Source organism: Streptomyces sp. NPDC087270 (assembly GCF_044744625.1).
Lineage (GTDB): Bacteria > Actinomycetota > Actinomycetes > Streptomycetales > Streptomycetaceae > Actinacidiphila.
Genome location: NZ_JBIUYR010000027.1, coordinates 57,043 through 79,827 on the forward strand (window position 1 = coordinate 57,043; position 22,785 = coordinate 79,827).

General features: G+C 73.4%; 15 protein-coding genes and 1 pseudogene. 7 read left to right on the top strand and 9 right to left on the bottom strand.

Annotated features, from left to right (window positions below; translation table 11 throughout):
- Window positions 1–77 precede the first annotated feature (77 nt).
- The 3 genes from ACIPAE_RS36570 (at window position 78) to ACIPAE_RS36580 (ending at window position 4,235) form a co-directional block, all read left to right on the top strand.
- On the top strand, window positions 78–815 hold the full coding sequence (locus ACIPAE_RS36570; RefSeq protein WP_366412780.1) for an ABC transporter ATP-binding protein: 738 nt from the start codon (window positions 78–80) through the stop codon (window positions 813–815).
- Window positions 809–3,391: an FtsX-like permease family protein gene (locus ACIPAE_RS36575; RefSeq protein WP_402451299.1), complete on the top strand. Its 2,583-nt coding sequence runs from the start codon at window positions 809–811 to the stop codon at window positions 3,389–3,391. Before ACIPAE_RS36570 ends, ACIPAE_RS36575 begins: the two co-directional genes overlap by 7 nt.
- 166 nt (window positions 3,392–3,557) lie before the next feature.
- A complete protein-coding gene (locus ACIPAE_RS36580) occupies window positions 3,558–4,235 on the top strand; it encodes a GPP34 family phosphoprotein (protein ID WP_402451302.1) in 678 nt (225 codons plus the stop codon).
- Between the two features lie 19 nt (window positions 4,236–4,254).
- Here ACIPAE_RS36580 and ACIPAE_RS36585 read toward each other — a convergent pair whose 3' ends face one another.
- Window positions 4,255–5,670, bottom strand: a complete 1,416-nt coding sequence (locus tag ACIPAE_RS36585; protein ID WP_329368003.1) for an MFS transporter — start codon at window positions 5,668–5,670, stop codon at window positions 4,255–4,257.
- Between the two features lie 433 nt (window positions 5,671–6,103).
- On the opposite strand from ACIPAE_RS36585, the gene ACIPAE_RS36590 reads away from it, so the two are divergent.
- On the top strand, window positions 6,104–6,832 hold the full coding sequence (locus ACIPAE_RS36590; protein WP_329368001.1) for a GntR family transcriptional regulator: 729 nt from the start codon (window positions 6,104–6,106) through the stop codon (window positions 6,830–6,832).
- 60 nt (window positions 6,833–6,892) lie between these two features.
- Here ACIPAE_RS36590 and ACIPAE_RS36595 read toward each other — a convergent pair whose 3' ends face one another.
- Entirely contained in the window at window positions 6,893–7,951 is a 1,059-nt protein-coding gene (locus tag ACIPAE_RS36595) for a zinc-binding dehydrogenase (protein WP_402451305.1), read from the bottom strand.
- Between the two features lie 350 nt (window positions 7,952–8,301).
- Between ACIPAE_RS36595 and ACIPAE_RS36600 the strand changes: the two genes are divergently transcribed.
- On the top strand, window positions 8,302–10,707 hold the full coding sequence (locus ACIPAE_RS36600; RefSeq protein WP_402451307.1) for a phosphocholine-specific phospholipase C: 2,406 nt from the start codon (window positions 8,302–8,304) through the stop codon (window positions 10,705–10,707).
- Between the two features lie 147 nt (window positions 10,708–10,854).
- Here ACIPAE_RS36600 and ACIPAE_RS36605 read toward each other — a convergent pair whose 3' ends face one another.
- Window positions 10,855–12,735 (bottom strand): protein kinase, encoded by a 1,881-nt coding sequence (locus ACIPAE_RS36605; protein ID WP_402451309.1) that lies wholly within the window; start codon window positions 12,733–12,735, stop codon window positions 10,855–10,857.
- A gap of 230 nt (window positions 12,736–12,965) precedes the next feature.
- A complete protein-coding gene (locus tag ACIPAE_RS36610) occupies window positions 12,966–14,282 on the bottom strand; it encodes an MFS transporter (RefSeq protein ID WP_402451312.1) in 1,317 nt (438 codons plus the stop codon).
- Window positions 14,283–14,397: 115 nt separating this feature from the next.
- Between ACIPAE_RS36610 and ACIPAE_RS36615 the strand changes: the two genes are divergently transcribed.
- Complete coding sequence (locus ACIPAE_RS36615; protein WP_366412773.1) at window positions 14,398–15,315, top strand: LysR substrate-binding domain-containing protein; 918 nt, start codon at window positions 14,398–14,400, stop codon at window positions 15,313–15,315.
- A gap of 90 nt (window positions 15,316–15,405) precedes the next feature.
- On the opposite strand, the gene ACIPAE_RS36620 is transcribed toward ACIPAE_RS36615, so the two are convergent.
- From ACIPAE_RS36620 to ACIPAE_RS36640, 5 genes are all read right to left on the bottom strand, one after another.
- Window positions 15,406–15,978, bottom strand: coding sequence for an adenylate kinase (locus ACIPAE_RS36620; RefSeq protein ID WP_402451315.1), 573 nt, complete (start codon window positions 15,976–15,978; stop codon window positions 15,406–15,408).
- A 105-nt stretch (window positions 15,979–16,083) separates the two neighbouring features.
- Window positions 16,084–17,313 carry a hypothetical protein gene (locus ACIPAE_RS36625; protein WP_402451317.1) on the bottom strand — a complete coding sequence of 410 codons (1,230 nt, stop codon included), beginning with the start codon at window positions 17,311–17,313 and terminating at the stop codon, window positions 16,084–16,086.
- Window positions 17,314–17,377: 64 nt separating this feature from the next.
- Window positions 17,378–19,063 carry a serine/threonine-protein kinase gene (locus ACIPAE_RS36630; RefSeq protein ID WP_402451319.1) on the bottom strand — a complete coding sequence of 562 codons (1,686 nt, stop codon included), beginning with the start codon at window positions 19,061–19,063 and terminating at the stop codon, window positions 17,378–17,380.
- A gap of 206 nt (window positions 19,064–19,269) precedes the next feature.
- The gene (locus ACIPAE_RS36635) at window positions 19,270–21,984 is read right to left on the bottom strand and encodes a glycosyl hydrolase family 95 catalytic domain-containing protein (RefSeq protein WP_366412769.1); all 2,715 of its coding nucleotides are present in this window, start codon (window positions 21,982–21,984) and stop codon (window positions 19,270–19,272) included.
- Window positions 21,985–22,053: 69 nt separating this feature from the next.
- Window positions 22,054–22,206: a hypothetical protein gene (locus ACIPAE_RS36640; RefSeq protein WP_329367982.1), complete on the bottom strand. Its 153-nt coding sequence runs from the start codon at window positions 22,204–22,206 to the stop codon at window positions 22,054–22,056.
- Between the two features lie 371 nt (window positions 22,207–22,577).
- On the opposite strand from ACIPAE_RS36640, the pseudogene ACIPAE_RS36645 reads away from it, so the two are divergent.
- Window positions 22,578–22,751, top strand: a pseudogene (locus ACIPAE_RS36645) (VapC toxin family PIN domain ribonuclease); the annotation flags it as partial.
- Window positions 22,752–22,785 lie beyond the last annotated feature (34 nt).

Here is a 22,785-nt window from a genome sequence, read left to right on the forward strand (position 1 = left end):
CCGGTGGGTCTGGGCCCACCCCAGGACTCGGTCCTGCCCTCCTGCGCCCCGCCGCGCCCGGCGCTTGGGTGGGAGGCATGGCGAACGAAGCGGTCCAACTGCGCGCGGTGAGCAGGACATACGGGTCGAGGGACGCACGGGTCACCGCGCTCGACGACGTGACACTGGGCTTTCCGGCCGGAACCTTCACCGCGGTGATGGGCCCGTCGGGGTCGGGCAAGTCGACGCTGCTGCAGTGCGCGGCGGGGCTCGACCGGCCGACGTCCGGGGCGGTGCTGCTCGGCGGTACCGACCTGACCGGGCTGAGCGAGACGGAGTTGACGCTGCTGCGCCGCCGGCGGGTCGGCTTCGTCTTCCAGTCGTTCAACCTGCTGCCCGCGCTGACCGCGGAGCAGAACGTCGCGCTGCCGCTGCGGCTTTCCGGGCGGCGCCCGGCGAAGGGCGCCGTGCCGGAGGCGCTGGCCCGGGTCGGCCTCGCCGAGCGGGCCCGGCACCGCCCGGCCGAGCTGTCCGGCGGCCAGCAGCAACGGGTCGCGCTGGCACGGGCGTTGATCACCCGGCCCGAGGTGCTGTTCGGCGACGAGCCGACCGGCGCGCTGGACTCGGCGGCGAGCCGCCAGGTGCTGGCCATGCTGCGGGCCATGGTCGACGACGACGGCCGGACCGTCGTCATGGTCACCCACGACCCGGTCGCGGCCTCCTTCGCGGACCGGGTGCTGTTCCTCACCGACGGCCGGCCGAGCGGCGAACTGGACTCCCCCACCGCCGAGTCGGTCGCCGCCCGCATGGCCCGGCTGGAGGCGGCGGCGTGTTGAGCAGCGCGCTGCGGACCCTGCGGGCCCGCTGGGCCACCTTCGCCGGCAGTTTCGTCGCCCTCGCAATCGGGGTGGGCCTGATCACGACGACGGGCCTGGCGCTCGCGTCCGGTGCGCACGCCCCGCGCCGCGGCCCGGAGCGGTTCGCGTCCCCCTCGGCGCCGGTGGTCGTGCACGGCGCCGACACCCTGCGGGTGCCGACGCCGATCGGGGTGCGGACCGCGGAACTGTCACAGCCCCGGCCGGTGCCGCCCGGCCTGGTCGCCGCGCTGGCGAAGCTCGGCAGGGTCACCGCGGACCGGTCGTTCGCGGTGAGCGCCGCGCGCGGCCGGGCCGGCGCCGACCGCCTCGTCCTCCCCGACGACTCCGGCAGCCCCGACAGCGCGGGCGGCGCTGACGGCGCTGACGGCGCTGACGGCGCTGACGGCCCGACCGAACTGACCGGCCACCCCTGGGCCTCCGCCGGCTTCGCCGGTTACCGGCTCACCGCGGGCCGCGCGCCGGCCGCGCCGGACGAGGTCGTCGTCTCCGGCGCCTGGGCCCGCCCGGGGCAGCGGATCGCGATACGCGCGGCCGGGAGCGTACGGACCAGGACCGTGGTCGGCACGGTCGCCGCTCTTCCCTTCGAGCGGGCGGTGTTCTTCACCGGCGCCGAGGCGGCCCGGCTCTCGCCGCGCGTCCACGACGTGGTGGTGGCGGCGCCCGCCCGCGCGGTGGCCTCCGCGGTCGCCGCGGACCCGGCGGCCGCCGGCGTCCAGGTGCTGACCGGCGACCGGCGGCGGCTGGCCGACCCCGACCGGGACGGCGACCACGAGGCGATGGTCGCCGTCTACGCCCTGCTCGGCACCGCGGGCGGGGTCACCGGCTTCGTGTCGGTGTTCGTGGTGGCGTCGACGTTCGCGTTCTCCGTCGCCCTGCGCAGGCGGGAGTTCGGCCTGCTGCGGACCGCGGGGGCGACCCCGCGGCAGGTCCGGCGGATGGTGTGCGCCGAGGCGTTCGCGGTCGGGGTGCCGGCGTCGGCGGCGGGCTGCGTGCTCGGCGGATACGGCGCTCCGTGGCTGGCCCGGACGCTGGTGACGCAGCGGGTCGCGCCGCGGTGGTTCGCGATCGGCGGGGCCGCCTGGCCGTACGGGGCGGCGTTCGGCACCGGTCTGCTGGTCGTCCTGGCGGGGGTGTGGGCGGCCGGCCGGCGGGCGGGACGGGTCGCGCCCACCGAGGCGCTGCGGGACGCGGCCCTGGACCACCGGGTCATGGCGCCCGGCCGCCTGGTGGCGGGCGGCGCGATGCTGCTGGGCGGCGGCTGGCTCCTGGTGTCGGGCCTGGTGGCCGACCCGGGCGGGGCGCTGCACCGCAAGGCGTACACCGTGCAGCCGATGGTGCTGATCACCGCGGTCGCGCTGCTCGCGCCGGCGGTGGTGCGACCGCTGGTCCGGCTGCTGGCGTGGCTGCCGGCCAGGCTGCCCGGCGCGACCTGGATGCTCGCCGGGGAGAGCGCCGCGGCGGCCGTCCGCCGCAGCGCGGCCCTCGCGGCGCCGGTGCTGATGTCGGTGGCGCTGGCCGGGTCGCTGCTGGGCGCGGCCGCGACCGTCGACGCGGCCAAGGCGGCGGAGGCGCGCGGGCAGAGCGCCGCCGACTTCGTGGTCACCGCCGCCGACGGCGCGGGGTTCGCCCCGGCGACCGTCGCCCGGGTCGCCGCGGTGCCCGGCGCCGACACGGCCGCGTTCGCCCCGTCCACCGTGCACACCCTGGAGGACGGGGTGGCCCTGGTCGCGGACCAGGCCGAGGCGGTCTCCCCGGCGGGGCTGGCGGCGGTGGCGCGTCCGCCCGTCGTCGCGGGCCGGTTGGCGGCGCTCGACGACGACTCGATCGTCGTCAACCAGGAGTGGGCCGACCACACGGTGGGTCACCGCGTGCGGGTGTGGCTGGGCGACGGCACGCGCAGGTCGCTGCGGATCGCGGCGGTGCTGCGGCAGGGCACCGGCGACAACGGCGTGTACGTCACGCCCGCGAACGGTGCGGGCTCCGCCGTGCGGCGGATCGACGTGCGGCTGCGGCCCGGCGCGGACCGCGCCACCGTCGTGACGGCGCTGCGGGACGCGGTGGCGCCGGCCGGCGGGCTGGTACGGACGGCGGACCGGTGGACGTCGGCGCGGTACCCGCGGACCGGCCGGCAGACCCTGACCGGCTTCTGGCTGGTGCTCGGCATCGCCCTGCTCTACACCGGCATCGCGCTGGCGAACACGACGGTGATGGCGACCGCCGACCGCTTCCGCGACCTCGCGGCGCTGCGGCTCGCGGGCGCGACCGTACGGCAGGTGCTGTGGCTTCTGGCCGCGGAGTCGCTGCTGGTGGTCGCCGTCGGCGTGCTGCTGGGCGGCCTGGTGACGGGCCTGGACCTCGCCGGTGTCCGGGTGGCCCTCGCGCTGCTGTCGGTACGGTCCGCCGTGGTGGTGCCGTGGGGCACGGTCGGCGCGGTGGCCGGGGCGTGCGCGGTGCTCGCCGTGGGGTCCGCGCTGGTCCCGGCGGCGGTCCTGCTGCGCCGCGGCCCGGTCGGGGCGGCCGGGACCCGCGAGTGATCCGGCGCGGGTCCGCGGGGCCTCGCGGGGGCCGAAGCGGGTGCGGTGTACCGGGTGCCGGTGCCGGGTACGCCGGATACGCCGGGTACGGCGAAACGGGTGCCGCGCGCGGCGAACCGGGCGCCCCGCGGACGGCGTCCAAGCTATTCCAGGGGAGGCGGAACAGATGGAACTGACCTTGCCGGAAGAGCTGTTGCTCCTCTCCAGGAACGAGCAGTCCGGTCGGCTCGCCGCCGGCGAGGCGGTGTCGTTCGGCGTGGCGGGGGCCGTGCTGATGGAGCTGGCGCTGGACGGGCGGATCGGGGTGCGCGACAACCGGCTGGTCGCGCTCGACGGCGGGTCCGGCGCGCTCGCCGTACGTCAGGCCGGGCCGGCCGCGGAGGAGTTGTGGAAGCGCATCCGCGAGCAGCGGCGCCCGCGGCGGGCCGCACGGTGGGTGGGCTCCGCCAGGAACGACAAGGCGTACCAGAAAGTGCGGACCGGGCTCCGCGACCGCGGCATCGTGCACGCCGAACGCCACCGCGTCCTCGGCCTGTTCCCCGCCACGCGCTGGACCGAGGCGGACCCCGTGCCCGGCGTCGAGATCCGCGACCGCGTCGCCCGGGCGGTGAGCGGCGGCGACGCCGACGAACGCACCGTCGCCCTCGTCCTGCTCGTCGACGCCTCCGAACTGTCCACGCGGGTCTTCCCGCGGATCGACCGGCGCACCCGCAAGGACCGGTTGCGGAAGTTCGCCGCGGGTCCCTGGGCGAGCGAACCGGTCGGGGAGGCCGTCCGGGCGGTCACCAAGGGCGTCACCGGCGCCCTCTCCTCGGCCCGCGCCGCCCAGGCGGCGAACAACTGACGTGCGCCGGCCGCCCGGCTCAGCTCGGTACGGGCTCGGGTTCGGGACGGCCCGAGGGCGTCTCGTCGAGGTCGCTGAGGGCCAGGTCCTTCGATTCGCGCAGCACCAGGGTGGTCGCGATGCCGAGGACGAAGCAGATGCCGGCGATCAGGGTGACCACCCGCAGCCCGTAGTGGTCGAGTGCGATCGGGGTGATGAGCGCGCCCAGGAACGCGCCGATCTTGGCGATGCCCGCGGACAGGCCGTGGCCGGTGGAGCGGACGGCGGTGGGGTAGGTCTCGGCGGCGAGCAGCATGGTGGTGTAGTTCGGGCCGAGCGCGATGCCGAACAGGGAGATCCCGAAGACGAGGGCGAACGGGACGACGGTGTGGGTGAGCCCGCCGATGGCGGAGATCAGCAGCATCGACAGGGCGCTGCATCCGAAACCGATGATCTGGAGCCGGCGCCGGGGTATCCGGTCGAGCAGCGCGAGGCCGACGATCGCGGCGGTGAGGCTGAAGCAGACCACGAGGACCGCGTTGATGGCGATGTTGCGGATGGTGGTGGCCTGCGGCGTGATGCTGGCGATCAGCAGCGGCTGGCTGACCGAGTTGCCGTAGACGGCCACGTTGAAGAAGAACCAGGCGCCGGCGGTGCCGAGCAGGGCGAGCAGGAAGCGCCGGCCGCGCAGTACCGAGGTCAGGGACGGGCGCGGCGTGCCGGAGTTCCGGGTCTCGCGGGCCACGGTGTGCCCGGAGTAGTCGGCGAGGTCGTCGGCGGCCCGCGCCGCGTCGCCGGCCACGTTCAGGGTCCAGCGGGGCGACTCGGGCATGTGCCTGCGGTTCCACAGGACGAAGAGCGAGGGCAGCGCGCCCAGCCCCAGCACGATCCGCCAGGCCATGTGGTCGGGGGTGCCGACCGCGAGGATCAGCAGCGCCACCAGGTAGGCGGCGACCTGGCCGAGCACGTAGAACAGGAAGGTCGTGCCGACCAGCCGGCCCCGGTTGCGGCGGTTGGCGAACTCGGTCATGATCACGCCGCTCGCGGGATAGTCGCCGCCGATGCCCAGGCCGAGGATCAGCCGTCCGGCCAGCAGGATCGCGAAGTTCGGGGCGAACGCCGACACCAGGGCGCCGACGATCATCAGCACCGCTTCGAGCCCGTAGATCCGGCGCCGGCCGAGGAGGTCGCCGAGGCGGCCGAAGACGAGGGCGCCGACCGCGACCGCCAGCAGGGTGGAGCTGGTGACCAGCGAGACCTGGCCGGAGTCGAGCCCGAACTGCGGCTTGACCAGCAACATCACGGTGCCGATCACGTTCAGGTCGTAGGAGTCGGTGAAGAAGCCGGCGCCGGCGACGACGGCGGCCTTCAGGTGGAACGTGCTGAGCGGGGCGTCGTCCAGGGTCTTCTGGACGCCGGCGGGGCGGGCGATGGTCGTGGTGGCGGCGGCGGTCACAGCGTGTCCCCCAGGTCATGAGCGTCCATGAGCGCGGGCAGGGCCGCCACGCTGTCGCGGAGGTGGGTGCGGGTGCGGTCGGGGCAGGCCGATGGGAGCGGAGTTCGCACAGTCGTCCTTCGTGGTGGTGTGCGCGAGGTGGTGGGTTCGCGTGCGGAGGCCGCGGACTGCGGGCGGGGACGGTCACGGGGTGCGCCGGCTCGCGGTTGAGTAGGACTGTCGCAGCGGCCCAGAAGGGCGTCAACGGCTTGTACTTACAAGTCATCGACTGTTCACCTGGAACCAACGCGATGAATCCGGACCAATCGACCCCATCGGCCCCTTGGATCACACCGATCGCACACGACGCCTCGCCCTATGATGACAAGATCGGTTACCCCGGCGATCCGGGGCCACGGATCGGGAGAATTCGCCCGCCTGTAGGGTCAGGCGTGTGAAGGAGTCTCTGCACAGCGCCATGGCAGCCGAGTTGCGTCGGCGCATCCGAAGCGGCGAGATCGGGGTCGGGGAGTCACTGCCCTCGGAGGCCGACCTCTGCGAGGAGTTCTCCGCCTCGCGCACCCCGGTACGGCAGGCGCTGGCGACGCTGCGCGAGGAGGGCCTGATCAGCGGCGGCCAGGGGAAGCGCTCCATGGTCCTGGACGCCGTGCCGTCCCAGCCGTTCGGGTCGTTCCTGTCCTTCACCATGCGCGCCGAGCTGACCGGACACGTCCCGGGCCAGCGCCTCCAGGAGATCGCCCTGCGCCGCCCCGACCCGGCGGTGGCCGCCGCCCTCCAGATCGGCGCCGACGACCTGGTGGTCCAGCTCCTGCGGCTGCGCCTGCTCAACGGCCGCCCGGCCATGCTGGAGCGGATGACCTACACCGAGTCGGTCGGACGGCCGCTGATGAGCGCCGACCTCGACGCGGGCTCGATCTACGCGCTGCTCACCGAACTGGGTACGGATCTCGCCTCGGCCCGGCACACCTTCGACGCGGTGGCCGCCGACGCCACCGACGCCGAACTGCTCGACGTGGCACCGGGGTCGGCGCTGCTGCGGGAGCGGCGTCTGACCACCGACTCCCAGGGCGTGCCGATCGAGTGGTCCGACGACCGCTACCGGCCGGACGTGGCCACCGTGACGGTGACCAACACCCGTAGTACGCGCACCGCGAGGCTCTGACCGCGCGGGTCCCCGGCTTCGGCGCCGGGGCCCCGGTTCACCGGCAAGGCGCGAACCGCCTCAAAGGCGCGGCGCCACGGCCTGCCGCGGCGCCGCGGCGCCGCGGGCGGCCGCGAGCGCGGCGTCCATCCGGTCCAGCCCGTACGTTCCCCCCACCAGGTCGGCGAACGGATAGCCGCGGTGGTGTGCGGCGAGGAACCGTACGGCGGCCGCGAGGTCCACCGGGCGGTAGTTGTGCACGCCGACCACGGTGTGCAGCCCGCGGACCACCCGCTCGGGGTCGAGCGCCACGGTCGCGCCCGGTGACACCGAACCGACCAGCACCGCCGTACCGCCCACCGCGAGGGCGTCCAAACACCGCTGCACCGCGGTCGAATGGCCGGAGAACTCCATCGCGACGTCGGCCTCCCCCGGGGTGGACGAGCCGTCGTGCACCTCGGCCGCGCCGAAGGTGAGGGCCTGGTCGCGCCGGGCCGGATCGGGGTCCACCGCGGCCACCCGCGCGCCCGCCGTGGTGGCCATGGCCACCGCCGTCAGACCGAGCATCCCGGCTCCCGTCACCAGCACCCGCCGGCCCTCCAGCGGACCCGCGGCGGCGATCGCCGCGGCGACGGTCGCGGTCGCGCAGGACGCCGGACTGGCCACCTCGTCCGGCAGGTCGGCGGGCACCGCGACGACCGCCGTGCCCGGCAGCACGACGCAGTGGGTGGCGAACCCGCCGGTCAACGGCGCGCTCTCGACCAGCGGTTCGTGCCCGTATTTCCGCAGACCCAGGCACTTGTGCGGCAGTCCCCGCGCGCAGCGTTCGCAACTGCCGCAGGACGCGGTGACCGACCAGACCACCCGCGTGCCGGGCGTCACCGGCGACCCGTCCACGCAGCGCACGCCGCCCGCGCCCACCCCGAGCACCGTGCCCACCTGCTCGTGGCCGAGCAGCGCGGGCACCGGGGAGGGACGCCGGCCCGACACCGTATGGAGGTCGCTGCCGCAGACCGTGGCCAGGTCGATCCGCACCAGCAGCTCTCCGGACCCCGGAACGACGGAGGTGCGGTCCGAGACCACGGAGAACGGGCTCCCCACCCCGTCCCAGCGGGCATAGCGGACCGGGACGGTATCCATCGAAGACGTCATGGACTGAACTTGTCATGACGGCAGGCAGAAATCAAAGACCTATAGCTACAGCTTGGCTTATTGTTCACCCTGTCAGCACCGGACCGCCTCGATCCCCCGCTCGCCCACCATGCGCCGCCATGCACCGCCGAGCCCCCGCCGCACCGCGCCCTATGGGGGAAAACCGTGCTCAGCAACGGAATTGACGCCGATCGTGGCGGCCATCCGCTCGACAGCCGTTCACCTGCCGGACAGCAAATGTGTCATGACAGGTGAAGGTGTGATGCGCCAAGTTCTGCATAGCCAGATCCCAGCAGCCGCGGGACCCCACCCCGCGCTGCCCGACGAAAGGTCTGTCCATGTCCCCGATCACCCGCAGAACCCTGCTCGGCTCGGCCGCCGCCGTCGGCGCGGGCACCGCGCTGGGCGGGCTGCCCCTCGGCGTCCAGAAGGCCATGGCGGCCTCCACCGGATCGGGTTCGCTCTCCTCGGTCGAGCACGTCGTGATCCTGATGCAGGAGAACCGCTCGTTCGACCACTACTACGGAACCCTCCGAGGCGTACGCGGCTTCGGCGACACCTCGCCGCTGCGCTTCCCGAGCGGCTCGAACGTCTGGAACCAGGACACCAAGGGCTCGGCGGGCGGCGGCGGCATCCTCCAGCCCTGGCACCTCGACACCTCGGTCTGCGACGCCCAGCAGGTCAAGGACCTCGACCACTCCTGGTCCGGCACCCACGCGGCCTGGAACAACGGCCTGAACAACAACTGGGTCCCGAACAAGTCCGGTTACGCCATGGGCTACTACACCCGCGCCGACGTGCCCTTCCACCACGCGCTGGCCGACGCCTTCACCATCTGCGACCAGTACTTCTGCTCGGTCCAGGGCCCCACCCACCCCAACCGGCTCTACCTGTGGACCGGGATGATCGACCCGGCGGGCACGGCCGGCGGCCCGGTCACCGTCAACGTCGAGAGCGGCTGCTCCTGGACCACCTACCCGGAGATGCTCCAGGACGCCGGCGTCTCCTGGCGGGTCTACCAGGAGGCGGACAACTACGACTGCAACCCGCTCGCCTGGTTCACCCAGTTCGTGAACGCCCCCACCACCTCCCCGCTGTACACCCGCGGCATGGCCCGGGTCGCGAGCATCACCTCCGCGATCAGCGCCGACATCGCGGCCGGCACCTTCCCCACCGTCTCCTGGGTGGTCGCCCCCACCGCCAAGTCCGAACACCCCGCCTACCGCCCGGCCGACGGCGCCGACTTCGTCAGCGGCGTGCTCTCCGCCATCGCCGCCGACCAGGCCACCTGGGACTCCACCGTCGTCTTCTACAACTACGACGAGAACGACGGCTTCTTCGACCACGTCGCGCCGCCCGTCCCCGCCCCCGGCACCGCCGCGGAGTTCGTCGGCAGCACCCCGATCGGGATGGGCCCGCGCGTCCCGATGACCGTCATCTCCCCCTGGTCCACCGGCGGCCGGGTCTGCTCCCAGGTGTTCGACCACACCTCCCCCGTGCGGTTCGCCGAACTGGTCACCGGCGTGCGCTGCGTCAACATCTCCGACTGGCGGCGCTCGGTCAGCGGCGACCTCACCAGCGCCTTCACCTTCGGCACCGGTCCCGTCGCGTTCCCGACCGACCTGCCCGACACCGCGGCCCTGGTCGCCGCCGCCGACCGGCAGAAGTCGCTGCCGGCCCCCACGCTGCCCGCCACGGGCGCGCTGCCCGCGCAGGAGTCCGGCGACCGCCCCGCGCAGCCGCTGGGCTACGTCTTCGACACCGCGTCCTGGACCGACACCTCGACGAACCGCGTCTGGTTCGAGACCGACAACGCGGGCACCCTGGCCGGGAGTTTCACGGCCTACACGGTCAACCACCGCACCTTCCAGGCGTGGAACCTGAACTGCCCGGTCGGCGGGAGCCTCACCGACTACTTCTCCGCGAAGACCTACGGCGGCGGCCCCTACGACATCGACCTGCACGGCCCCGACGGCTACCTCCGCGGTTTCCAGGGCAACGTCCTGACCTGGACGGACACCACCAAGGCCCACCCCGAGGCCCGCGTCGTCGACAACCAGGACGGCGCCACGCTGACCCTGACCGTCAGCAACGCCGGTTCGGTCCCCACCGACTTCACCGTCCAGCCCAACGCCGCCTACCTCGCCCCTGCCGGCGCCGCCGCCACCACCCTCACCGTGGCGGCCGGCGGAAGCTCCCGGACCACGCTGAAGGCCACCTCGGCCGGCCGTTACGACTACACCGTCACCGCCTCCACCGGCGACGGCTTCGCCCGCCGGTTCGCCGGCCGCCTCTACGCGACGTCGGGATCACCCGCCCCCGCCGCCACCCATGTGCTGGTCAACCGCAACAGCGGCCTGGCCATCGACGACCCCTCCGCCTCCAAGGCCGCCGGCACCGCGCTCATCCAGTGGCCGGTCGACGGCGGCGCGAACCAGAGCTGGAGGTTCGTCCCGCTGCCCGGCGGCGTCCACAACCTCGTCAACGTGTCCTCCGGCCTCGGCATGAACGTCGCCGGTGGCAGCAGGTCGCCCGGTGCCGCGATCATCCAGTACCCGCTCCAGGGCAGCACCAACGAGCAGTGGACCACCGCCCCCGTGGGCAACGGCTACGTCACCCTCACCAGCGTCAGAAGCGGCCTCGTCCTCGGCGTCACCGGCGCCTCCACCAGCCGGAGCGCCACGCTCCAGCAGCAGAGCAACACCGGGAGCACCTCGCAGCAGTGGCTGCTGTCACCCGTGTAGGCCCCACCTCGGCGGCGCGGAACGCACGCACGCCGTTCCGTTCGCGTTCCCGTCGCCATCGCCGCCCGCCGTGCGGTCGGGCTCCGAGGGCGGCGGGGCGTTCGGGCGGGGGGGGTTCGGGCGGGGCGGTGGCGCGGGGGCGGACGGTCAGTCGTTGGACCAGAGGAGGTCAGCGGAGCTGCCGCAGGCGGTGGTGGTCGCGTACGCGCCGACGGTGGTGTCGTTCTGCAGGCACTGGCCGGCCGAGACGTTCTGGAGGGTGGTGCCGGAGGAGGTCGAGTGGCCGAGCTTCCACCGGTCGGCGTCGGAACTGCCGCAGGAGACCACGTAGCTGAAGTTGTCCCCGCTGCCGGCAAGGCAGTTGCCGCTGCCGGCGTTCCGCAGTTCGAAGGTGCCGCCGGACACCGCGGCGTAGGTCCACTTGAAGGGGCCGCTGGAGCCGCAGCTCGCCAGGTAGGCGGAGGTGCTGTGGTTGACGTCGTAGGCGAGGCAGTGCCCGTCCAGGGCGGACACCAGCCGGTGGGTGCCGCTCGCGGTGATGGTGGAGCCCGAGCCGGACGAGCCGGTGGAACCCGAGGAAGCGCCAGCCGAACCGCCGGAGCTGCCCGAGGTCTTCGAGCCGCCGGACCCGCCCGAGCCCGACGAGGACCCGCCGGTACGGCCGGCCGAACCCGAGCCGGCCCGCGAGCCCGAGGTCCCGGTGCCGGCCGCGCCGGCGTGCGTGCCGCCCGAGGGGGACATCGCGCCCTTGGAGGGCGAAGGCCCCCTCCTGTCAGCGGAGTTGGACGCGGAGGGCGTCGCGGAGCCGGTCGACGTGCCGGTGCTGGGCAGGGCGGCCGCCGTGCCGCCGCCACCGGACGGTGAGTGCGCGTCGTGGTCCTTCGGCGTGAGCAGGTAAGGGGTGAGCGCCACCGCACCGCCGGTCGCGACGACCACCAGGGGAATCACCAGGACGCGCGGCAGCCGCGACCTGCGCCGCTCGGGCTGGGGCGCGGGCACGGGCGCGAGTTCGGGCGCGGGCTCCGGATCAGGCTGGGGTCCGGGCTTCGGGCCCGACGGGCCGGGTCCGGGCTCGGAACCCGGGGGCAGTTCAACGGCGGCCTCCGTCGCCCGCTCCCCCGCCTCCGGTTCGGGTACCCGCTTCGCCGACTCGCGGCGCGTGGCCAGCAGTTCGCGCACGCGCGGCGGCCAGGGCGGCAGGCCGGCGGCGACGTGCGACGCGGCCCGCGCCGCCAACTCTGCTGCGGTGGGCCGGTCTTGAGGCTCGCGCGCGAGGCAGTCGGCGACCACCGCCGCCAGTTCCGCGTCGACCGCACGAAGCGGCGCGAGGTCCGGCTCCTCGTGGATGATGCGGTAGAGCATCTGCACGCCGCCGCCGTCCCCGTACGGCGGCTGCCCGGTCGCCGCGTACCCCAGCAGGCAGCCCAGGGCGAACACGTCCGTGGCACTCGTCAAGTCCCGTTGGCTGGACGCCTGTTCCGGCGACATGTACGCGGGGGTGCCGATCACCATCCCGGACTGGGTCAACCGGCTCTGCTCCAGCGCCATCGCCACCCCGAAGTCGATCAGGGTGAGCCCGTCCGCGCGCAGCATCACGTTCGACGGCTTGAGATCCCGGTGCACGATGCCGACCTCGTTCACCACCGCCAGGCCCGCCGCGGCCTCCCGCAGCAGCAGCCAGACGTCCGCGACGGGCATCGGCCCGCCGTTCACCCGCAGCGCCTCGTCCAGGGTGATACCGGGAATGTGCGCGGTGGCCAGCCAGGGTGGCCGCGACTCCCGGTCGCTGTCCAGGAGTTCGGCGCTGACCCCCGCGGGCAGGCGGGCCAGGTTGTCGAGTTCGTGGCCGAAGCGCCGCCGGAACCCCTCGTCGTCGGTCAGATGCGGGTGCACCTGCTTGACCGCGGCGAACCGCCCGCCGGCCAGGCCCAGGTAGACCCGCCCCATCCCGCCCGACCCGAGCCGGCCCAGCAGCGTGAAGGGGCCGATCCGGCTCGGGTCGTTCTCCGCGAGTGGCTCGGCTCCCATCCCACTCGGACCACTTCCGTCTCCCCCGTACGCAGTCATGCGCAGCAGGCTAGTCAAGCCCGTACGCCGTGTCATGCCGGAGCCGGTGGGGCGCGGCCCCATGTCTCGTACGGCCCGGGCGCGTTCGCCGTGCGCTCGGACCGCTCCGGGACGAACGTGATCGGGACGCCCGGGCTCCCGCGTACGGCGGCGGCTCAGGCGGCCGGTCAGGCGGCGGGTCAGGCGGCCGGTCAGGCGCCCGCGGCGGTACGGCGGGCCGTACCGGCCAGGGCGGCGGCCCCGGTCATGACGGCCAGGAGCGCACCGGTGAACCAGAGCATCGCCGTGGTGACCGGCAGGGAGCGGGTCGCGACGCCGAGGCCGACGACGGGGACGATCAGCCCGAGGTAGGCGATCAGGAAGAGCCCGGCCAGGGCGGAACCGCGCTGCGCGGGAGCGGCCTTGGCGATCACGGTCCCGATCGCGGACTTGAAGAGCACACCCGCGCCCGCGCCGGCCAGCGCGCCGCCGGCCAGGAACGCGGCGAGGTCGGCCCGCTCCATGCCGGCGGCCAGGACGACCAGCCCGGCGGCCTCGCCGAGGAGGCCGACGGCCAGCCGTATGCCCGCCGTCATACGGGTGGTGGCGGACTGGGCGAGCGCCGCGGTGCCGAAGACCATGAAGACGACGACCCCGGCGAGCAGGCGGCTGGGGTGATGCAGCGGGCCGGCGACGAAGGCCGGGGCGAGCGAGGAGAACATGCCGAACACCGCGAAGGCGCTGAACGCGGAGACGACGGCGGCGAGATAGCCGGTCCGGCCGCCGGACGGGACCGAGACGGTCTGCGGCCGCCAGGCCGGCCGCTGCGGCAACTCCTCGACGGTCTCGGGGGCGGCGGCCACGGCGACGATGCCCAGGAGCAGCAGGATCGCGAAGACCAGGTACGGCGTGCGGAGCGGCTCGGTGACGAACTGGGCGAGGAAGCCGGCCACCAGCGGGCCGACCCCGAGACCGCCGATGTTCGCGGCCGTCGAGACCACCTCGAAGCGCCCGCGGCCGGCACCGGGACGGCCGGCCGCGTGCAGTTCGTGCAGGTGGGCGGTGGCCGTGGCGGTGATCATGCCGACGCCCAGTCCGGTGACGAACCGCGCCACGATCAGGCCGGGCAGCGCCGGCCAGGACAGGAACAGCACGGCGGCGACGGCTTCGAGGGCCAGCGCCGGGATCAGCACCCTTTTGCGGCCCACCCAGTCCGAGATGTGCCCGGCCAGCATCAGGCTCGCGACCACACCGACCGCGTAGACCGCGAACACGACGGTGATCGTGAAGGTCGAGAAGCCGTCGCGCCGCTGGTAGAGCGGGTAGAGCGGGGTCGGCACCGTCGAGAAGGCCATCGAGGTCAGGAACACGGCGGCGATGAGCCAGAAGCCGACGGAGTGCCGGCGGGAGCCGCGGCCGGCCGGATCGGCTTCGGGGTACGCCTCCGGTGAGGGGGCGGGCCCGGGCGCCTTGCCGGTCGTACGGGTCTTCGTCTCGGGTGCCGTCTGGGGTGCCGTCTCGGTCGTCATGTCTGTCCTCCGTGGCTCGACGACACCACGGTGCGCCTCGCGGGTCCATCACGTCCAACAATCGTTTCTGCTGGCAATCAGCATGCTGGACGATGGATATGAGAGGATCGCGGCCATGGAGCTCAGGCATCTGGAGTACTTCGTGGCCGTCGCGGAGGAGCTCAGCTTCACCCGGGCCGCCGAGCGCCTGCACGTGGTGCAGTCCGGGGTGTCCGCGACCGTGAAGGCACTGGAGAGGGAACTCGGCGTCCCGCTGCTCGACCGCACCTCGCGGCGGGTGGAGCTGACTGACGCCGGGACCGCGCTCCTGCCCAAGGCCCGGGCCGCGCTCGACGCCGTCGAGGACGCCCGCGACACCGTGGGCGAGGTGACCGGGGGCCTGCGCGGCACCGTGCGGATCGGCACGCTGACATCCGTCGCGCTGATCGACCTGCCCGGCCTGCTCGGGCAGTTCCACCGCCGCCACCCGGACGTGGCACTGCGGCTGACGGCGGCCCCGACCGGCTCGGGCGGTCTGGTCGCCTCGCTCGCCGAAGGAGCCCTCGACCTCGCCTTCGTCTCCCTGCCCGGGCCGCCCCCGGCGGGCGTGCGCCTGCACGAACTGACCTTCGCCCCGCTGGACCTGGTCGTGCCGGCCGGGCACCGGCTCGCCGAGCGGGCGTCGGTGGCGATGGCCGAACTGGCCGACGAGCGGTTCGTGGACTTCCCCCTCGGCTACGGCAACCGCAGCGTCACCGACCGGGCGTTCGCCACCGCCGGGCTGAGCCGGCAGGTGGCCATCGAGATCACCGACATCTCCACCGGCGCGGCCTTCGTCCGGCAGGGCCTGGGCATCGCCCTGCTGCCGCGGTTCGTCATCCCCGCGCGCGACGACATACGGCAGCTGGCGGTCACGGACGCCGACCTGCGCTGGCCGGTGTCGCTGGCCGTCTCCGACACCCGCCGGCTCGGGTCCGCCGCTCGGGCCCTGGCCGCGATGGCGACCGTAGCCGCCGCGGTGGACCCGCCGCCGCGGCGCCCGTCAGCCGGCTGAGCGGGCGGCGGGCGGCTCCGTTCGGACGGCCGCCTCGACGATCGAGAAGACGGTCGAGAGGACGATCGGGGTGGGGGCACCTCAACCCGCCTACGGCACGCGCCCGTTGCCTTCCGCCGGTCCGCCGCGTGAGGCGCCGCCCGGTCGGGGCGACGCCAGCCAGGCCGCGGTGTCCTTGGGGTGGCCGAGGCGAATGACGTCGAGAGGCGCGAAACGGGGATCGCGGGCACGGCGCCCGATCTCGCGCCGCCGGGGCGCGTGTTGGGACCACGCCCACCACGCCGGGTGCTCCCGGCTCAACCAGCCCGCCCACGTCTCCCTGTTGCCGCCGAAGAGCACCTCGCGCGTGACCGTACGCCGCAACGAACGCCACAGGACGCGGGGCATGACGACCCGCCGGGGATAGTCCAGCCACACCACGGTGCCGGCCCGGTCCCACAGCAGATCGCGGACCTCCGGATAGCCGAGCGAGTCGAAGACCCAGCCCGGCTCGGCGACAAGGCTCGACACGTCCTCGGCCAACCTGCCGTTGACCGCCCAGCCGGGTCCGTTGAAGTACAGCGCGTCCATCTCGTGGCAGGGCAGCCCGAGTCGGCCGCCCAGAGCCCGCGCGAGCGTCGTCTTCCCGGCACCGGTGACCCCCACCACCAAGATCCGCCTCACGACGCCACCGTCCCCCTTCTCCCCGAAGGCTTCGCGCCGGTAGCCGCGTTGACCAACCCGTTCCTCAACTCGGCACCCTGAAGCGGCACTCCCGGGTCCCGCGGGTCATCCGGGGACGACGGGCGTGGCGAGTTCCGGGCAGCAGAGGTGGACCGTGCCGGCGGGACGGGCCGGGAAGGAGTGGTCGAGCCGCCATCCCTGCTCCGCCGCCACGCGCAGGACGGCGTGCGCGCCCGCGCCGCGGAAGTGCCAGGGGCGTACCGCGATCCGGCGCAGGACGCGGCCGGACTCGTCGGCCTGGTAGCCCCTGGCGGGGTTCCTCTCGGTCTCGGTGCGGATCTGCTCGGGCAGGTACGCCCGCAGGTGGGCGAGGTAGGCGTCGGCGCTGCCCCGCAGTTCCAGGGCGCGCAGCCGCGGCAGGAAGACGAAGGTGAGCAGCGGCATCGCGAACCGGCGCGGCAGCGGCCCCCACGGCGTTCCCGGGTACGGCGCGGGCCCGTACGGGTCCGGCACACCGGTGTGCTGCGGTGGCGGGATCAGCCGGAAGAAGTGCACCGCCTCGGCCGGCTTCCTGGTGGCGTCCCAGTCCATCGACCAGCCGCGTCGCCGGGCGAGTTGGTCGAGCGCGGCCGAGTCCAGGCCGCGGTAGTGCTCCACCGGCAGTTCGCACTTCGCGCGCCGTACGCCGCTGGGCGGGAGTTCGGAGACGGCCCAGCCGCTGCTCTTCTCCGCCTTCGTGAAGCGCTCCGCGAGGCGGGAGTCGGTGAACGGCGCCCAGCTCTCGGCCCGGCCGCTCCACTCCGCGCGCAGCCGCCGCCAGGAGATCCCGGCCTTCGTGAAACCGAACACCCCTTCCGACAGGCCGACGTTGGCGCTGGAGCCGGTGTCGATCCAGATCACCAGGGCAAGCAGGGCGAGCGCGATCAGCGCCCACACCGGTATGTAGAGGAACTGGAACACGAACTGGGCCACCAGCCCGAACCGCGAGCGGCGCGGCGCGGCGTCGAACTGCCGTATGGCGGGCGGCTCTTGCTTGCGGTACGCCTCGGCGCCGCGCGGCTGCCAGCCACCGCTCCCGGGTGTACGGCCGTCGTCCTGCGGAAGCGCCCCGCCCTGCCCCGGCCCCGGCCCCGGCCCCTGGGGCGGGTATCCGGTGGTAGGCGGCGGCCCGTACCCGCCGGGTTGGGCGCCATACCCGCCCGGTGGGGCACCGTATCCACCGGACTGGGGCCCGTAGCCGCCGGGTTGGGGCCCGTAGCCGCCGGCGACTCGGGGGTCGGCTCCGGCGCCTCCGGGGTTGCCGTAGGGGCCCGGTCCTCCGGGAGGTGTGGTCATGACTCTCCTTCTCGCCTGCCGGGACGATCCTTCGGTGCGCGGCCGCCACGGGCGACGGGCGCACTCACAAGGTGTGGATCGTCAGATGCTTCTTGACCTGGTCGAAGATGCGCTGGCCCTGCGCGGACTGGGTGGCGGCCGCCGGCATCACCACATCCAGCGTGTACAGGTCGCCGTCCCCGCTGACCACGTCCAGTTCGAGTTCGCGCGCGGCCGTGTGCGCGTCGACCGACAGGTCGGTGTAGTGGACGTCGAGCCGGGCCGCGGCCTGGCCCTGCTGCGTCGCCTCGACGACCCGGCCGTCGGCGTCCTGCACCGTGTCGGAGTACTTGATCTGGCCGCCGTCCTTGTACCACTGCAGGTTGGCGTTGGCGACGCCCGCCGCGCTGTCCTTCTCGCCCTGCTTCTTGGACAGCGTCACCGTGAAGACCCCGTGCGGGTCGGTGTACGTCACCTTCTTGTCGGCGATGCTGCGCACGTAGTCGCCCGGCACCGCGACCGTGGCGTCCACGCCCCGCTCCTGGTACGACTTCCAGCCCTTGGGCAGGCCACCGCCGAACGGGGAGACGATCGCGATCACCGCCCCCGCCACCGCGACCGCGACCACCACCGCGGTGACCGCCTGCGCGCGGCGGCTGCGGCGCAGTGCCCGTACCGCCCGGCCGGCGGCGGGCTCGACGGCGCCGCCCCCGCCGGCCGAACCGGCCCCGACCACCGCGCCGGCCCCGCCGATCCCGCCGACCGCGGTGGCCACGGCCGTGCCCCCGGCCTGGGACGGAACGCGCGGCGGGTCGAGGACGGAGCGCAACTCGTCGCCGAACCGCGCCGCGGTCGTACGCGCCGACGACTCCTTGCGCAGCACCCCCAGGATCGGCCCGGCGAGCGGCCCCGCCGCGCGCGGCGGCGGCAACTCCGCGAGCAGGACGGCCTGGAAGGTCGACGGTGTGGCCTGCCGGCGGAACGGCGACACGCCCTCCACCGCCTGGTAGAGCACGACCCCGAGCGACCACAGGTCGGACTCGGGCCCCGGCCGCTGCCCCAGCACCCGCTCGGGGGCGATGTACTCCGGCGACCCGATGAACGCCCCGGTCTCCGTCAGCGGCTCCTCGCCCTCGACATGGGCGATGCCGAAGTCGGTGAGCACCACCCGGCCGTGCCGGCCGAGCAGGATGTTCGCGGGCTTCACGTCGCGGTGCAGCACTCCGGCCTCGTGCGCGGCGACGAGGGCGCCGAGGACCGCCAGCCCGATCCTGGCCGCCTCCCGCGCCGGGACCGTCCCCTCGGCGAGCACCTCCGCCAGCGACCGGCCGCGCACCAACTCCATGACGATCCAGGGCCGGTCGTCCTCGACGACCACGTCGTGCACGGTGACCACGGAGGGATGGTCGATCCGGGCGGCGGCACGCGCCTCGCGCTGCATCCGCAGATACGCGGTCTGCCGCTGGGCGTCGGTCATGTGCTCGGGGACCCGCGGCTCCTTCACGGCCACGTCGCGGTCCACGACCTCGTCGTGCGCCCGCCACACGGTGCCCATGCCGCCGAAGCCGAGCCGCTCGACGAGGCGGTAGCGCTCACCGACCAGCCGCCCGCCGCCCGTACCACCGGCACCGGTCGGAGCGGGGGCGGACGGCGCTCCCACGGGTGGCGTGGCCGCGGCCTCCGACGCCCCCGGCGGGCTGAGTTCGTAGCTCGTCACGGTCCGTGTGGCCTCGTCTTCGGGCTGCCCGCCCGTGCCCCCGTTGGTTGCCATACCCGCATCATCCCAGCCCCGCCACCCCCCGATACGGGTCCTCCCGCGCCCGTGGCAAAGGTGTGACCGACCCGCCGCGCCGCTCCCGTCGCACCACCTCCACCAGGCGGCCCTCCTGCTCCACGCGACACGTGGAGCAGGAGGTGCACGCGACCCCTACAGCACTGACCGGCCTTCGGCCGTTCGCCGGGCTCGCCCCGGGACGATCACCCCGCCGCGCTTCCGGTGATCTTGAACGAGGAGATCGTGTCGTTGGCACCCAGGCCCGTCAGGTCCGCGTTGTCCGCCGTGAACGTCCACGAGGCGCCGGTGAAATCGCCGTCGGCGTAGGCCACCACCGTGAATCCGGCCGGCACCCGGATCGAGGAGATCGCGTCGTTGGTGATGCCCGCGGCCTCCATCTGGGAGATCGTGTAGCTGCCGTCGCCCAACTTCACGCCGGTTCCGCCGTAGTTGGTGTTCGGGTAGAACGTCGGCCCGGCCACGCCGCCGGCGCCGTCCAGCCCGATCTTCACCCCGCCCAGGTGCTTGGCGGTGGTCGCGGCGGTTCCGGTCACCTGGGCGTAGGGCAACGACGTGGTGAGTGCCGAAGGCTGCTCCACCAGGTAGCTCTGGCCGGCGGTGACCGGGACGCTGAGGGTGCCGGCCGTCGTGGCGGCCACCACCACGGCGCCGGTCGACCCGTTGACGACCTCGGCCGACTTCCCGGACCACGGGTTGCGCACCTTCATGGTCTCGGTGGTGCCGGCGTGGATCGCGGCCGTGGCGAGCGTGCCGCCCTCCATCTGGACGTCGACCTTGCCGCCGTCCTGGATGAACACGGTGCCGGCGGCGTCCCAGCCGCTCGGCCAGGCGGGAGCGAACCGGAGCAGGCCGTCGTAGTCCTGCACCAGGGCCTCGTCGACCCCGGCCGCCACCCCGGCCGCCTGCTCGATGTACGACTCGGTGCCGACGGTGCTGCCCAGGTCGGCCATTCCGGAGATGTACACCTGGTGCGACTCGGTGATCCCGACCAGCCGGTTCTGCACCTCGCCGGCCAGGCCGAGTCGGGCCGCCTGGATGGCGTCCAGGCTCCAGTCGTTCCCGCCGGTGACCGGCCGGTACGTGTACGTCCGCTTGGCCAGCGCCAGCATGCTGGAGGTGTCGCTGATCACGTTCCAGGGCCAGACCGGCTCCAGCCCGATGTTCTCCGAGTTCCTGATCGTCGCCGCCGGCTGGTACGAGTCGGCGATCACGTCCGCGCCGGCCGCGTCGTCCGCGGGGGTGAGCAGTTGGGTCCTGGTCGCCTCGTCCGTGCGGGCGTAGGGCGGCAGTTCACCGAGGGCGGTCTGCAGTTGGGACACCAGCGAGGCGTCGGTGCCCAGCTTCTGCGCCGCGCTGATCACCGCCGGGAAGAGCGCCTGGTCCGCGACGATGTCGGTGGTCGGGTCGGTGACCGCCCACTGCGTCTCGTGCGCGTTCGCGGTGGCGTGCAGCAGGCCGTCGGAGCCCTTGGTCTGGTAGCCGAGCAGGAAGATCGCCGACTGCTGCATCAGCGGGTAGTACTTGGTGAGGAACGCGGTGTCACCGGTCGCCTGGTACTGCTGCCACACGTACAGCGAGATCTCCGCCCCGCTGGTGATGTCCAGGGCGTTCCAGTTCGGGCTGCCCGGCTCGCTGCAGGCGGCGTTGGCTCCCGCGGACGGGTCCCCGCCGTTGCCGTTGAAGCGCATGACCTCCGGCACGCAGGCACCGGCGTGCCCGCTCATCTGCGCCTTCGTCCAGGTCTCGATCGCCGCGAGGTTGTTCAGGTAGAGGTCGAAGATCGGGGTGTTGAGGGCGTAGTTGCCCGACGTCATGTTGGCCGATATCTGGGTGCGCAGGTTCCACAACCAGGTCGACGACGGAGTCCAGTTCTGCTGGTCCTGGCCGAAGTTGAACATGTCCGTGACGCCGGCCTGGCTGCCCGGGTAGGTGCCCCGCATCGAGGCCGCCTCGGTGTAGAGGTAGATCGTCCGCAGCGCCTCCATGTACTGGGCGGAGCCGTCCGAGGAGTTCAGCTCGATCAGGCCGCTCTTCGCCCAGAACCCGTTCCACCAAGTGGACTGGCTGCTCAGCAGGGTTGACTCGGCCGCGGTCGCGTCGCCGCCCAGCAGAGCGGCCGCCGTCGTGGCGGCGTTGCCCCCGGTCCAGCTGGGCGCGCCGACCACGATCCGGTACGACCCGTCCGCGTTGGGCTTGAAACTGACCTGCACCGTCGTGGAGTTCACCACCGAGGTGCTGACTCCCTGCCCGCCGGCGGTGATCGCGGCCAGCGAGCCGAAGGTCCGACCCGACGGCTCCTGCTCGGCGTTGTCCACCCAGGTCTCCGCCAGGGTGCCGATCGTGCCGGACGTGGCGGCGGTCGGGTTGCGGCCCGACCACAGGTGCACGTCGGCGGTCTGCGTGGTGTTCGGGTTCGCGCCCGTCACGTCCACGATCAACTCGTCCTTGCCCGAAGGCACCCACGCCTTCAGGGTCTGGCCGCCGCCGGACTCCGTGAGCACCCCGTTGTAGAGGTCCAGCCGGCCGGTGAAGTCGGACGCCGAGGTCATCGTGCTCAACCCCGGGATCTGCACCTGCCCGGGCGACTTGCGGTCCGGCATGGTGTCGGTGCGGTTCAGCTGGGCGGTGAACCCGCCCGCCGCCCAAGCGGCCACCCCCAGCGAACCGTTGCCCAGGCCGAGCGACTGCGCGGCCTGCGTGTTCGGCGTGCCGAGCACGATGTCGGAGCGGCTGACGACCCCGCCGGGGTTCAGGTTGAAGTTGCCGTTCTGCCATGCCGTCGTGGTGGTGGCCGCCGACGCGGTCGGCGGATCGACGAGCACGGACAGGAACAGAGAGATCAGGGAGAGCACCGCGACAAGCGGCGTCCACCTCAGGATGATTGGACGTGACGACACAAGACCTCCTCGGCCGGGCCAACGTGACCCTGATTTCGGGCGGTGCTGTCCTCGTTCAGCGCTCAGCGCTCAGCGCGGGCGCGCCGGCGGCGCGCAGAGCCGGCCGCCGATACGGCGCTCGGCGCGGTCGGGGAAGTGGTCGGCGAAGTCGGCGCCGATCGTGGCGACGGCGCCGACCGCCGTCGCCCCTGGGTGCCGTGAGCCTCTGGGGAACCCGTGCATCGAATGCTCCTGGGACGTGGGGGGTGTGTTCGGCGCTCCGTGGGGGCCGGCATGCGGGTTGACACATACATGACGCGAGCGCGAATCGCACCGACCGTACAGAGCCGGATACCTGATCGCAAGGTTCGACTTTGCACAAGAAAAAACAAAAACACTCACCGCAAGAGAGCGTTCCCAGGTCGGCGGGCTGCGGTGATAGATCCTACGAATCTTCCCTCATTTTCCAGCCGACCAGACTTCTGCGCCACATCTGGACACGGAGACGCCCGCGCGCTAAAAAGACATCCGACCTATCCACCGACGCCCACATACCCCGACGCAAGCCTTGCGTCCGGCAGGCGCCACGCCCCTTCGCGACCCCGTCTTCATGAGCTCTCAACGCCGGCTTCCACCGGGCCCCGTCCCTCCCGGACCTGCTGATCGCCGCCACCGCCGAAGTCAACCGGCGGACCGTCCTCCACTACGACGGCGACTTCGACATGATCGCCTCGCGCACCGGCCAGCCCACCGAATGGGTCGTCCCGCCCGGCAACGCCGATCGGTGAACATGCGGGCAGGACGGCACCGGCGCCACACTGT